Source organism: Micromonospora sp. NBC_01740, assembly GCF_035920365.1.
Taxonomy (GTDB): domain Bacteria; phylum Actinomycetota; class Actinomycetes; order Mycobacteriales; family Micromonosporaceae; genus Micromonospora; species Micromonospora reichwaldensis.
The window spans coordinates 3,823,675-3,835,659 of the sequence record NZ_CP109150.1; the positions used below are offsets into that span (position 1 = coordinate 3,823,675).

Below are 11,985 nucleotides of genomic sequence, written 5' to 3' on the forward strand. Positions count from 1 at the left end.
GGGGCCGGAGGGCCGGCGCCGGTGAACCTCACCGAGCTCGGCTACATCGCCGGGTGGCGCGTGATCCGCGCGCTGCCCCGGTCCGTCGCGGCGGCGGCGTTCCGGGCGGGTGCCGACCGCGCCCACCGTCGCGGCGGCGGGGGTACGGCCCGACTGCGCGCGAACCTTCGCCGGGTGGTCGGCCCCGACCTGCCGGAGGCCGAGCTCGACGAGCTGGTCCGTCGTGGCCTGCGCTCGTACGCCCGCTACTGGCTGGAGGCGTTCCGGCTGCCCGCGCTCAGCCGGGCGGAGATCCTGGCCGGTTTCCGGCTCGACGGCGAGGAGAAGCTCGCCGCCGACGTGGCGTCCGGCCGGGGCGCGGTGGTGGCGCTGCCGCACGCCGGCAACTGGGACGCCGCCGGCGCCTGGGTCGCGGCGACCGGCTGGCCGATCACCACCGTCGCCGAGCGGCTCAAGCCCGAGGGCGTCTACCAGCGCTTCCTCGCCTTCCGGCGCAGCCTGGGCATGGAGATCCTGCCCACCCACGGCGGCGAGCGGAACGCCTTCGACGTGCTGGTCGACCGGGTCCGGGCCGGCACGGTGGTGCCCCTGCTGGCCGACCGGGACCTCTCCGCGCGGGGCGTGGAGGTCGAGTTCTTCGGCCACCGCACCCGGATGCCCCCCGGCCCGGCCCTGCTCGCGCTGCGCACCGGAGCGCCGCTCTACGTCGCCTCGATGTGGTACGAGGCGGACGCGGCGTGCGCCTCGATCGAGGGACCGCTGCCGCTGCCCGGCCCGGAGGAGGGCCCGCTCGACCAGCGGGTCCGGTCGCTGACCCAGCGGATCGCCGACGGTCTGGCGGCGGGCATCGCCCGGCATCCGGAAGACTGGCACATGTTGCAGCGGATGTGGCTGGACCAGCATGGCAGGGGCGGCGACGCGAACCTGCCCTCCCCGGCCGCCGGACAGGCGTAAGGGAGGCGTTTGCACGTGCGCATCGGCATCGTGTGCCCGTACTCCTTCGACGTGCCCGGTGGGGTGCAGAACCACGTCATGGACCTCGCCGAGGCGCTGATCGGGCTCGGGCACGAGGTGAGCGTGCTCGCCCCGGCCGACGAGGACTCCCCGCTGCCGGCGTACGTGGTGCCGGCGGGACGGGCCCTGCCGCTGCCGTACAACGGCTCGGTGGCCCGCATCGCCTTCGGCCCGGTCTCCACCGCGCGGGTGCGGCGGTGGATCATCCGGGGCGAGTTCGACGTGCTGCACGTGCACGAGCCGCTGACCCTGAGCCTGTCGCTGCTGGCCGTGCTCTCCGCCCGCGGCCCCGTGGTGGCGACCTTCCACACCGCGATGACCCGGTCGCGGGCCCTGGCCGCCGCGCAGGGCGTGCTCCAGATCGTGCTGGAGCGGATCACCGCCCGGATCGCGGTGAGCGCCCTGGCGCGCAAGGTGCAGGTCGAGCACATGGACGGCGGGGCGGTGGAGATCCCCAACGGGGTGGCCGTCGCCAAGTTCAGCCACGCGCAGCCCCTCCCGGGCTGGCCGGGGGAGTGCCCGCCGGGCCGCGACGGGGCGATCGGGTTCCTCGGCCGGTTCACCGAGGCCCGCAAGGGCTTCCCGATCCTGCGCGACGCCTTCGTCGAGCTGGCCCGGCAGCGGTCCGGCCTGCGGCTGCTGGTGGCCGGTCCCGGCGATGCCGACGACCTGTTCGGCCGGTTCCCGGCCGACCTGCGGGACCGGGTGACCTTCCTCGGGCTGGTCTCCGAGGAGGACAAGGCGCGGATGCTGCGCAGCGTGCACCTCTACGTGGCGCCGAACACCGGCGGCGAGTCGTTCGGCATGATCCTCACCGAGGCGCTCGCGGCGGGCACGACCGTCGTCGCCAGCGACCTCGACGCGTTCCGCCGGGTGCTCGACGGCGGCCGGGCCGGCCGGCTCTTCCCGACCGGGGACCCGGCCGCGCTGCGTACCGCCCTCACCGACCTGCTCGACGATCCCGGCGCCCGGGCCGCGCTGACCGCCTGCGGCGACCAGGTGGTGGCCACCTTCGACTGGCCCGTGGTCGCCCGGCGGGTGCTGGAGGTGTACGCGGCGGCGATCGAGGCCACCGACGGGCGGGTCATGGACACCGAATGGGTGGGGCTGGACTAGACGATGTCGGGCATGTGGTGGGTGGTGCTCGCGGCCCTGGTCGTCGGGCTGGTGGCGGCGTACCTCGTCTGGACCGCCGGGCGGGTCGGCCGGCTGCACGCGCGGGCGGAGCTGGCGGCCCGCGCCCTGGAGGCCCACCTGCTGCGCCGGGCGGCCGCCGCCGCGGTCCTGGCCGAGCGCCGCTACGGCGTCGAGCTGTACGCGGCGGCGCGGATCGCGCTGGACGCCGAGCCCGACGAGCGGGAGGCCGCCGAGAACGACCTCACCCGCCAGTTGCGGGCGGTGGAGCTGGACCCGGCGGATCCGGGCTGCGAGGCGGTGATCGGCGCCAGCCGGCGGCTCGCCCTGGCCCGTCAGGTGCACACCGACCTGGTCCGCGACGCCCGCGCGGCGCGGGGTCGCCCGCTGGTGCGCCTGTTGCGGATGGGGCGCCGCCGCCCCTGGCCGACCTACTTCGACATCGACGACCCCACCCTGACCGTCCCGGCTGACGTCCCCGCCACCTGACCCTCGCGCAGCCGCCGCCACCTGGCTTCAGCGCGTCCCCGCGTCGTGCGGGCGTCCCCGCGTCGTGCGGGCGTCCCCGCGTCGTGCGGGCGTCCCCGCGCCGCGCGCGGCTGACCGGCTTCCAGGCGGCCCGGGAGCTGGGCGTCGCAGCCCCGGACGTCGTGATCAGGACGCCATGGACGTCATCCGGCCGCTGAGAGGTCCATGGCGTCCTGATCACCGGGAAGCGGGCCCGGGACGAGGCGGCGGCGGGGACGGGGCGCGCACTTGGGACGGGCTTCGCGGCAGAGGGCGTCGCGGGCGGGGCGGGCGGGGGAGGGGACGGACTTCGCATCCGGGAGCAGCGGGGCAGGTGGGGAGGAACCACGCGGGGGCGGTGATGGCTGCCACAGTGCAGGCCACCGTGGGCCTGATTGGCTGTCGGATCGGCGTTGGGACCGTCGTAGCATTTCCGCAGCCACCCCCCGAGCATGTTCGAGGAGCGATGACCCGTGCCCGAAACCACTGCCCAGAACGCTAGCGCCAGCCCCGTCACCGGCACCGCCCGCGTCAAGCGCGGCATGGCCGAGATGCTCAAGGGCGGCGTGATCATGGACGTGGTCAACGCCGAGCAGGCCAAGATCGCCGAGGACGCCGGCGCCGTCGCGGTGATGGCGCTCGAGCGGGTGCCCGCCGACATCCGCGCCCAGGGCGGGGTGTCCCGGATGAGCGACCCCGACATGATCGACGGCATCATCAACGCCGTCTCCATCCCGGTCATGGCCAAGGCCCGGATCGGTCACTTCGTGGAGGCCCAGATCCTCCAGTCGCTCGGCGTCGACTACGTCGACGAGTCCGAGGTGCTGACCCCGGCCGACTTCGCGAACCACATCGACAAGTGGGCCTTCACCGTCCCCTTCGTCTGCGGGGCGACCAACCTCGGCGAGGCCCTGCGCCGGATCACCGAGGGCGCGGCCATGATCCGCTCCAAGGGCGAGGCCGGCACCGGTGACGTGTCCAACGCCACGACCCACATGCGCAAGATCCGCCAGGAGATCCGCCGGCTGAGCTCGCTGCCGACCGACGAGCTGTTCGTGGCCGCCAAGGAGCTCCAGGCGCCGTACGAGCTGGTCAAGGAGGTCGCCGAGAGCGGCAAGCTGCCGGTGGTGCTCTTCACCGCCGGTGGGATCGCCACCCCGGCCGACGCCGCGATGATGATGCAGCTCGGTGCCGAGGGCGTCTTCGTCGGCTCCGGCATCTTCAAGTCCGGCAACCCCGCGCAGCGCGCCGCCGCGATCGTCAAGGCCACCACGTTCCACGACGACCCGGACGTGCTGGCCAAGGTCTCCCGGGGCCTGGGCGAGGCGATGGTCGGCATCAACGTCGACGAGATCCCGCAGCCGCACCGCCTGGCCGAGCGCGGCTGGTGAGCTGTCAGGAAGGGCACCCTCCTGTCGCCTGGTGCGCAGGAAGGTGCCCTTCCTGACAAGCAACCGAGCCGCCACGTTCACCACGAGAGGAACGGCAGATGAGCGACGCACCCGTCATCGGCGTGCTCGCCCTCCAGGGCGACGTCCGCGAGCACGTCGCCGCGCTGGCCGAGGCCGGGGCGGACGCCCGCCCGGTACGCCGCCCGCAGGAGCTGGACGCGGTGGACGGGCTGGTCATCCCCGGCGGTGAGTCCACCACGATCAGCAAGCTCGCCGACATCTTCGAGCTGCGCGAGCCGATCGACAAGCGCATCGCGGGCGGCATGCCGGTCTACGGCTCCTGCGCCGGCATGATCATGCTGGCCACCGAGGTCCTCGACGGCCGGCCCGACCAGCGCGGCTTCGCCGGCATCGAGATGACCGTGCGGCGCAACGCGTTCGGCCGACAGGTCGACTCCTTCGAGGCGCCGGTGGGGGTCACCGGGATCGAGGGCGGCCCGTTCCACGCGGTGTTCATCCGGGCGCCCTGGGTCGAGCGGGTCGGCGACGGCGTCGAGGTGCTCGGCACGGTGACCGAGGGCCCGGCCGCCGGGCGGGTCGTGGCGGTGCGGCAGGGCAACCTGCTGGCCACCTCGTTCCACCCCGAGCTGACCGGCGACGCGCGGGTGCACGCGTACTTCGTGGCGATGGTCCGGGCGTCCCGCTGAGTGGCGGCGACGGATCCTCCGGCTGGGAGGGCCCGTCGCCTCAGCCGGCCACCGAGCGCAGGTGCCCGGGCAGGCGGCCCCGCAGCCGGTCCAAGCCGGCCGCGGTGGCCGCGTCGGCGGGAACGTGGACGACGAGACGCTGGTGGTCGCTGTCGGCGAACTCCAGCGTCTCGTAGGTCAGGCGCAGCAGCCCCACCTCCGGGTGCTGCAGCCCCCGCACGCCGGTGACCGGCGCGGCCACCGGTCGCCGCTGCCACCGCTCGGTGAAGGGCGCGCCGACCGTACGGGCGAGCCGCCCGGCGAAGTCGTCGACGGCCGGGTCACCCTGGCGCAGCCGGTGCAGCTCGGCGATCTGGTGGTCGGCCAGCTGTGCCCAGTCGGGAAAGTGGTCGCGGGCGCGCTCGTCGGCAAGCACGAACCACACCATGTTGGGGCGGTGGCCGTCGAACAGGCCCAGCGGGCGGGCCAGCCGGTCGAACGGATCGTTCCAGGCCAGCACGTCGCCGAGCCGGTTCAGCACGTACGCGGGGGAGTCCCGCAGCGCGTCGAGCACCGCGCCGACGGTCGGCCGGACCGTGCGGGAGACCGTCTGCCGCTCACCCGGGCACAGGCTCCGGCCGTGGTTCGCCGCCGCCAACTGCCGCAGATGCTCGCGGTCGGCGTCGTCGAGCAACAGGGCGTCGGCGAGCGCGGCGAGGATCCCGGGCGACGGATGGGTGTCGCGGCCCTGTTCCAGGCGGGTCAGGTATTCGACGCTGACCTGAGCGAGAGTCGCCAGCTCGGCTCGACGCAGCCCGGGCGTGCGCCGCCGGGACCCTGCGGCGAGGCCGACCTGGGCCGGCTGCACGGCTTCCCGACGGCTACGCAGGAACGCGCCCAACTCTCCGTCCATCACCCGGCCATCCTGGCAGTGTTCCGCCGGCGGAGGGTGGCCCTGTCGGGGCCACCCTTGCGGCGGTCTCCCCACGCCGCCGGACCGGTCGCAGGATCGTCGGCATGGAGAACGCACAGACAGCAGGGCCGGTCCGGATCGGCCTGATCGTGGGAAGCACCCGTCCCGGCCGGCGCGGTCCGGCGGTCGCGGGGTGGGCGACGGAGGTCGCGGCGGGGCACGACGCGGTGCGTTCCGGTGCGGTGACCGTGACGGTGCTGGACCTGGCGGAGCAGCAGTTGCCGCTGCTCGACGAGCCGGTGCCGGCGATGTTCGGCGACTACCGGAACCCGCACACCCGCCGCTGGTCCGCCCTGGTGGGGGCCTGTGACGCGTTCGTGTTCGTCACGCCGGAGTACAACCACTCCGTGCCGGCCGCGCTGAAGAACGCCGTCGACTACCTCCACGCCGAGTGGAACGGCAAGCCGGCCGGAATACTCAGCTACGGCGTGCGGGGCGGCACCCTGGCCAACGAGCACCTACGGCAGATCCTGACCGAGGTGCGGGCGATGGTCGTGCCCACCGCGGTCTCGCTGACCGTCTTCACCGACTTCGACTTCTCCGAGGCGGATCCGGGCGATCCGACGGCACCGGGGCGGATCGCGCCGGCGACCGAGCGGGCGGAAGCCCTGTCGGCGATGCTGACGGAGATCGTCGCCCAGGCGCGCGAGCCGCGCCCCGGTGACCCGGTGGCGGCCGACGCCGGCGCGGAGCGGGTGGGGTGAGCATGGAGACGATCATCATCAGCTACCGGGTCCGGGCCGGGCACCTGTCGGAGCACCTGCGCCTGCTCGGGGCCGTCCACGAGGAGGTGGCCCGGACCCGGCCGGCCGGGCTGCGGTTCGTGACGCTCCAACTGGACGACGAGCGGAGCTTCGTGGACATCGCCGTGGCGCCCGAGCTGCCGGGCCCGTTGCCGGAGCTGGAGTCGTTCCGCCGCTACCGGCCCGGCTTGGAGGACCGGTGCGAACAGCGGTCCACCTCCGGGTTCGGGGTGCTGGGCTCGTACGGCTTCGGGGCCTGACCGCAGCCGCGTTTTCGTCCCGTCCGTCCCGTTGCGGGCGGTCGGGGCGGGGCGGCGGCGCGCGGCGCGGTGACAGCGACCCGCCGGGCGTCGGTAGGATTGCCGAGATTCGGCGGGGCCAGCTGCCCGTCCACGGCTTTCCCGCAGGGCTGCCCGGCACCACCGCGTGCGCCGGCGGGAGCGGGGGCGTGCGCGGTCGGTCGATGCAGACGGCGGGTAGCAACGGAGGTAGCAGATGTCCGGCCACTCAAAGTGGGCGACGACCAAGCACAAGAAGGCGGTCATCGACGCCAAGCGCGGCAAGATGTTCGCCAAGCTGATCAAGAACGTCGAGGTCGCCGCGCGCACCGGCGGCGGTGACCCGGCCGGCAACCCGACGCTCTACGACGCCATCCAGAAGGCGAAGAAGAACTCGGTCCCCAACGACAACATCGACCGCGCCGTCAAGCGCGGCTCGGGCCTGGAGGCCGGCGGCGCCGACTGGCAGACCATCATGTACGAGGGCTACGGCCCGAACGGCGTGGCGATGCTGATCGAGTGCCTCACCGACAACCGCAACCGCGCGGCCACCGAGGTGCGCACCGCGCTGACCCGCAACGGCGGCTCGCTCGCCGACGCGGGCTCGGTGTCGTACATGTTCTCCCGCAAGGGCGTCGTGCTCGTCCCCAAGGCCGGCACGACCGAGGACGACGTGATGATGGCGGTCCTCGACGCCGGCGCCGAGGAGGTCAACGACCTGGGCGAGGCGTTCGAGGTGGTCTCCGAGCCGACCGACCTGATCGCCGTGCGCACCGCGCTCCAGGACGCCGCCATCGAGTACGAGTCGGCCGAGTCGTCGCTGATCCCGAGCGTCAACGTCCCCCTCGACGAGGAGGGCGCCCGCAAGATCTTCAAGCTGATCGACGTCCTGGAGGACTGCGACGACGTGCAGAACGTCTACGCGAACTTCGACGTCAGCGACGAGGTGATGGAGGCCGTCGGCTGACCGACGGGCTTCTGCCCGGTTCCCCGTCGCCGGGTACGGCGGGCGGGGGACCGGCAACCGTCGCCGAGCCGTTTCCCGGCGGGGCGAAGGACCGGCTGCTGTCGCGGCGCGTCGGCCCCGTGGTCGGGAACCCGCTACCGACGCCGAGCCGTCTTCCGGCGGCGCCGGTCTCGATGCCGGTTGTGCGGGAGCCGTGCCGTCCGGACACCGCTCCGCGGCGACCGCCCGGGAGTGGATGTCGCGTCCGGTTCACGCTGCTGGTGGATGGTCCTGCTGCGCGGCGACGGTCGAAGCTCTCCCGCATAAAACCTTCGCGCGTGCCGCCCTCCCGATGATGAGGTGGCACGGTGACCAACCACGATGGGGCGGCGGCTGTCCGACCGTTGACACTGGCCTGGGTGAGCCGACATCTGGAGGCCGGCGAACGGATCGTCAGGGCCGAGGCGCTGCACGGCGGCATCACTGCCGAAATGCGGAGGCTGACCATCGGCACGCGGGACGAAAGCACCCGCGACCTGGTGCTGCGGAGCTTCGTCAACCCGTTCTACCTGGGACACGCCGAGGACTGGCTGAACCGGGAGGCCGACGCTCTGTCCCTGCTCACCGGCACCGGCGTGCCGGCTCCTGGACTGCTCGCGGTTGATCCGACCGCCGCGCATTGCGAGTATCCATCGCTCCTGATGACACATCTGGCAGGCCGGACGGTCCTCGACGATGAGGGATTGGAGACGCGCGTTCCTCTGCTGGCCCGTCAACTCGTGGCGATCCACACGGTGCGACCCGCCGAGCGGCCCCGGGAGTATGTGGCGTTGACGACCGCCGACACCGTCGTGACTCCGAAGGGCGCCGACGCGGCGGCATGGGCCGCGGCGATCGACGTGATCCGCAGGCCCGCGCCGCCCTATGAAGGGCGGTTCCTGCACAGGGACTTCCAACCCGGCAACGTGCTGTTCGACGTGCCACCCGCAAGGCCGGCAGGTGCCCGGATCACCGGCGTCGTCGACTGGGCAGCGACCTCCTGGGGCCCGGCGGATCTCGATGTGGCGCACTGCTCCACCAATCTCGCGCTGCTGCACGGCCCGGCGTGGGGTCTGCGGTTCGCTCAGGCGTACGAGGAGGCCGGCGGGGTGCTGGCCGCGGCCGCGAGCGAGCGGCTGTACTGGCAGGTGCGGGACGCGCTGGCGTGCTCAGAAGAAGTGCAGGTGGTGACGCAGCCATGGCGGAAGGCAGGTAGGACAGAGCTGACGACGCGAGCCGTGGAGGAGCGGCTGGATGCCTATGTCACCGCCCTGATGGACGCGCTGGGCTGAGTCAAGGCCGCACCTGGCTGATGGCCGCCTACCGGGGCGCGAAGCCCGGGCTCCCGAACGGGACGCTCTTCGCCGTCGACGGCACGGTGGCGCCCCGACCGGGCGTCCTGACGGGCCAGCCGGACGGGGCGACCGGCCGGCTGGTCCCGCTGGTCCCGGCCGGGCTGACGGACCCGGTTACCGCCGCCGCGACCGACAGCCGCCGCAAGCGGTCCACCTGGCGGTAGCCGCCGGCCAACCGTCAGCCCACCTTCTCGCGCGACCGCCACGCGGTGCGCACCGAGGTGCGGCCGTTGGTGCGCAGCAGCGAGCCCTCGTACACCCGGGCCCCGGCGGCCACGACCGCGGCGGCCGCGACCAGCAGCAGGGCCAGGGACACCAGCGGCTCCCAGCCGGCCGCGTCCCCCGTGAACAGCCGCAACGGCATGGCCGTCGGCGCGGAGAACGGCACGTAGGACAGCACCCGCATGGCCGTCGCGTTGTCGTTCAGGAAGATCACCGCGAAGAACGGCAGCATGACCGCGAGCTGCACCGGCGTCGACACGCCGGCGATGTCCTCCTGGCGGTTCACCAGTGCGCCGGCCGCCGCCCACATGGCCGCGACCAGCACGAAGCCGAGCAGGAAGAACGGCAGGAACCAGCCGATCGCCGGGGCCAGCAGCGAGAGCAGTCCGCCGCTGTCGCCGAACTGCACACCGACCAGGGCGACGAGGGCGACCAGGGCGATCTGCCCCAGGGCCAGCACCGTGCCGGCGATCATCTTGCCGGCCAGCAACGCCCGTACCGGCACCGCGGCGACCAGGATCTCCACGATCCTCGTCTGCTTCTCCTCGACGATGCTCTGCGCGATCTGCACGCCGAAGGTCTGCGAGGTGACGAAGAAGATGAACGCGAAGGCGAACGGCACCAGGAAGGCCACCATCGGGTCCACCGCGTCGGGGTCCAGCAGCCGGACCGCGGGCTGCGTGCTCAGCGCCGCCACCACGTCGTCGGGGGCCTCGTCCATGGCCAGCACCGCCGGCCCGGAGACCACCGCGGCGTCGACGTCGCCGTCGCGTACGGCCTGCTCGGCGGCGCGGTCGTCGGGGACCGTACGGACCTCCAGCCCCGCCTCGCGCAGCGGGCCGGCCGCCGACGCGGTCACCGCCACGCTCGACGGGCCGCCGGAGAGCAGCGGCGGCAGGATGGTCGCGGCGGCGGCGATCAGCAGGAAGAACAGGGTGCTGAACAGGAAGGTGCGGTCGCGCAGCTTGACCCGGATCTCCCGGCCGGCGACCAGCCGGGTGGCCTGCATCGTGTTCACTGGGCGACCTCTCGGAAGATCTCGGTGAGGGAGGGGCTGACCGGGCGGAACGCGCGGACCGGGCCGCGCGCCAGCGCCGCGTGCAGCACCGGCTGCTCGTCCGCGCCGGGCGCGAGGTCGAACACGGCGCGCGCGCCGTCCAGGTCGACGAGGGTCACCCCCGGCTGGTCCCGCAGCCAGCCGGCGTCGGTCTCCACCACCAGCTCGTACCGGGGCACGGTGTACGTCGCGCGCAGCTCCTCGCGGCTGCCGGCGGCCCGGATGACGCCGCCCCCGATGATCACCAGGTCGTCGCAGAGCCGCTCGACGACGTCCAGCTGATGGCTGGAGAACAGCACCGGCGCGCCCGCGGCGGCCCGCTCCCGCAGGACCGCCACGACCGTGTCCACGGCCAACGGGTCGAGCCCGGAGAACGGCTCGTCGAGCACCAGCACCTCGGGATCGTGCACCAGGGCGGCGGCGATCTGCGCGCGCTGCTGGTTGCCCAGCGACAGCGTCTCCAGCAGGTCGTCGCCGCGCTCGGCGAGCCCGACCCGCTCCAGCAGCGCGTCCGTGTTGCGTTGCGCCGCGGCGGCGGTCATCCCGTGCAGCCGACCCAGGTAGGCCACCTGGTCCCGGACGCTCATCTTCGGGTAGAGGCCGCGTTCCTCCGGCATGTAGCCGAAGCGCTGGCGGGCCCGCCGGCTCAGCGGAGCGCCCTGCCAGGTGATCTCACCGGCGTCCGGGGCGAGCACCCCGAGGATGATCCGCATGGTGGTGGTCTTGCCGGCGCCGTTGCCGCCCACGAAGCCGGTCATCCGGCCGGCGGCCACGTCGAAGGACACGTTCTGGAGCACCCGCCGGTCGCCGAAGCTGCGGTCGACGCCGTCGAGGCGGAGCACATTGGTCACGGCGTCCACGCTAGATCGCCGGCCGCGCCCCGCCGTCCGCCCCGAGATCGAGCACGACGTCCCCCTCATGGCGGAGCCGGGTCAGCCGCCGGGACGCACCACCCCGTGCTCGTACGCGAAGACCACCGCCTGCACCCGGTCGCGCAGGCCCAGCTTGGCGAGCACCCGGCTGACGTGGGTCTTCACCGTCGCCTCGCCCAGGTGCAGCTCGGCGGCGATCTCGGCGTTGCTGGCGCCGCCGGCGACCAGGACCAGGACCTCCCGCTCGCGGGGGGTGAGGTCCCGCAGCGCCGCCTCGGGAGCCGTCCTCGGGCCGCCCGGCGGGCCGGGCTCGCCGGGGCGGGCGAAGGTGGCGATCACCCGCCGGGTGAGTTCCGGGGCGAGCAGGCCGTCGCCCCGGGCGAGCACCCGGATCGCCTCGATCAGGGCCTCCGGGGTGCCGTTCTTGAGCAGGAAGCCGCTGGCCCCGGCGCGCAGCGCGGCGAACAGGTAGTCGTCCCGGTCGAACGTGGTGAGGATCAGTACGGCCGGCCCGCCCGGCCCGTCCTCCCCGGCGGTGATCCGCCGGGTGGCCTCCAGCCCGTCGACCCCGGGCATCTCGACGTCCATCAGCACGACGTCCGGACGCAGCGCCCGGGTCATGGTGGCGGCGCGCTCCCCGTCGGCGGCCTCCCCGACGACCTCGATGTCGTCCTCCACCTCCAGGATGACCCGGAAACCGGTGCGGACCAGGTGCTGGTCGTCGGCGAGCAGCACCCGGACCGGACGGTTGGTCCCGGGCACCTCCTG

At 73.7% G+C, this 11,985-nt stretch carries 14 protein-coding genes; 10 read left to right on the plus strand and 4 right to left on the minus strand.

Going from position 1 to position 11,985, the window contains the following annotated elements:
• Window positions 1–21 precede the first annotated feature (21 nt).
• From OG989_RS17795 to pdxT, 5 genes are all read left to right on the plus strand, one after another.
• On the plus strand, window positions 22–954 hold the full coding sequence (locus OG989_RS17795; protein ID WP_327027679.1) for a phosphatidylinositol mannoside acyltransferase: 933 nt from the start codon (window positions 22–24) through the stop codon (window positions 952–954).
• A gap of 15 nt (window positions 955–969) precedes the next feature.
• Window positions 970–2,130: a glycosyltransferase family 4 protein gene (locus tag OG989_RS17800; protein WP_327027680.1), complete on the plus strand. Its 1,161-nt coding sequence runs from the start codon at window positions 970–972 to the stop codon at window positions 2,128–2,130.
• Window positions 2,131–2,142: 12 nt separating this feature from the next.
• Window positions 2,143–2,637, plus strand: coding sequence for a hypothetical protein (locus tag OG989_RS17805; RefSeq protein WP_192581594.1), 495 nt, complete (start codon window positions 2,143–2,145; stop codon window positions 2,635–2,637).
• Between the two features lie 491 nt (window positions 2,638–3,128).
• On the plus strand, window positions 3,129–4,046 hold the full coding sequence (gene pdxS, locus OG989_RS17810) for a pyridoxal 5'-phosphate synthase lyase subunit PdxS (RefSeq protein WP_151456191.1): 918 nt from the start codon (window positions 3,129–3,131) through the stop codon (window positions 4,044–4,046).
• 98 nt (window positions 4,047–4,144) lie between these two features.
• Window positions 4,145–4,753, plus strand: a complete 609-nt coding sequence (gene pdxT / locus OG989_RS17815; RefSeq protein ID WP_151456190.1) for a pyridoxal 5'-phosphate synthase glutaminase subunit PdxT — start codon at window positions 4,145–4,147, stop codon at window positions 4,751–4,753.
• 40 nt (window positions 4,754–4,793) lie between these two features.
• Here pdxT and OG989_RS17820 read toward each other — a convergent pair whose 3' ends face one another.
• On the minus strand, window positions 4,794–5,645 hold the full coding sequence (locus OG989_RS17820; protein WP_327027683.1) for a helix-turn-helix transcriptional regulator: 852 nt from the start codon (window positions 5,643–5,645) through the stop codon (window positions 4,794–4,796).
• Window positions 5,646–5,749: 104 nt separating this feature from the next.
• Between OG989_RS17820 and OG989_RS17825 the strand changes: the two genes are divergently transcribed.
• From OG989_RS17825 to OG989_RS17845, 5 genes are all read left to right on the plus strand, one after another.
• The gene (locus OG989_RS17825; protein ID WP_327027684.1) at window positions 5,750–6,409 is read left to right on the plus strand and encodes an NADPH-dependent FMN reductase; all 660 of its coding nucleotides are present in this window, start codon (window positions 5,750–5,752) and stop codon (window positions 6,407–6,409) included.
• A 2-nt stretch (window positions 6,410–6,411) separates the two neighbouring features.
• Window positions 6,412–6,708 carry a hypothetical protein gene (locus tag OG989_RS17830; protein WP_151456187.1) on the plus strand — a complete coding sequence of 99 codons (297 nt, stop codon included), beginning with the start codon at window positions 6,412–6,414 and terminating at the stop codon, window positions 6,706–6,708.
• A gap of 235 nt (window positions 6,709–6,943) precedes the next feature.
• Window positions 6,944–7,693, plus strand: a complete 750-nt coding sequence (locus tag OG989_RS17835; RefSeq protein WP_151456186.1) for a YebC/PmpR family DNA-binding transcriptional regulator — start codon at window positions 6,944–6,946, stop codon at window positions 7,691–7,693.
• Window positions 7,694–8,040: 347 nt separating this feature from the next.
• Window positions 8,041–9,003: a phosphotransferase family protein gene (locus OG989_RS17840; RefSeq protein WP_327027685.1), complete on the plus strand. Its 963-nt coding sequence runs from the start codon at window positions 8,041–8,043 to the stop codon at window positions 9,001–9,003.
• Window positions 9,004–9,023: 20 nt separating this feature from the next.
• The gene (locus OG989_RS17845; protein WP_151456184.1) at window positions 9,024–9,230 is read left to right on the plus strand and encodes a hypothetical protein; all 207 of its coding nucleotides are present in this window, start codon (window positions 9,024–9,026) and stop codon (window positions 9,228–9,230) included.
• A gap of 14 nt (window positions 9,231–9,244) precedes the next feature.
• Here the strand turns inward: OG989_RS17845 and OG989_RS17850 are convergent, their stop codons facing one another.
• From OG989_RS17850 to OG989_RS17860, 3 genes are all read right to left on the minus strand, one after another.
• A complete protein-coding gene (locus OG989_RS17850) occupies window positions 9,245–10,306 on the minus strand; it encodes an ABC transporter permease (RefSeq protein WP_151456183.1) in 1,062 nt (353 codons plus the stop codon).
• Window positions 10,303–11,196, minus strand: coding sequence for an ABC transporter ATP-binding protein (locus OG989_RS17855; RefSeq protein ID WP_327027687.1), 894 nt, complete (start codon window positions 11,194–11,196; stop codon window positions 10,303–10,305). The genes OG989_RS17850 and OG989_RS17855 overlap by 4 nt, the downstream gene beginning before the upstream one ends.
• A gap of 81 nt (window positions 11,197–11,277) precedes the next feature.
• A complete protein-coding gene (locus tag OG989_RS17860) occupies window positions 11,278–11,979 on the minus strand; it encodes a response regulator transcription factor (protein ID WP_327031189.1) in 702 nt (233 codons plus the stop codon).
• Window positions 11,980–11,985: the final 6 nt, after the last annotated feature.

What these genes read in the sequence shown, in the direction of transcription:
- OG989_RS17805 (WP_192581594.1), top strand. Translation starts at nt 2,143, where the DNA reads ATGTGGTGGGTGGTGCTCGCGGCCCTGGTCGTCGGGCTGGTGGCGGCG.
- OG989_RS17845 (WP_151456184.1), top strand. Translation starts at nt 9,024, where the DNA reads ATGGCCGCCTACCGGGGCGCGAAGCCCGGGCTCCCGAACGGGACGCTC.
- OG989_RS17830 (WP_151456187.1), top strand. Translation starts at nt 6,412, where the DNA reads ATGGAGACGATCATCATCAGCTACCGGGTCCGGGCCGGGCACCTGTCG.
- OG989_RS17825 (WP_327027684.1), top strand. Translation starts at nt 5,750, where the DNA reads ATGGAGAACGCACAGACAGCAGGGCCGGTCCGGATCGGCCTGATCGTG.
- pdxT (WP_151456190.1), top strand. Translation starts at nt 4,145, where the DNA reads ATGAGCGACGCACCCGTCATCGGCGTGCTCGCCCTCCAGGGCGACGTC.
- OG989_RS17820 (WP_327027683.1), bottom strand. Translation starts at nt 5,645, where the DNA reads ATGGACGGAGAGTTGGGCGCGTTCCTGCGTAGCCGTCGGGAAGCCGTG.
- OG989_RS17835 (WP_151456186.1), top strand. Translation starts at nt 6,944, where the DNA reads ATGTCCGGCCACTCAAAGTGGGCGACGACCAAGCACAAGAAGGCGGTC.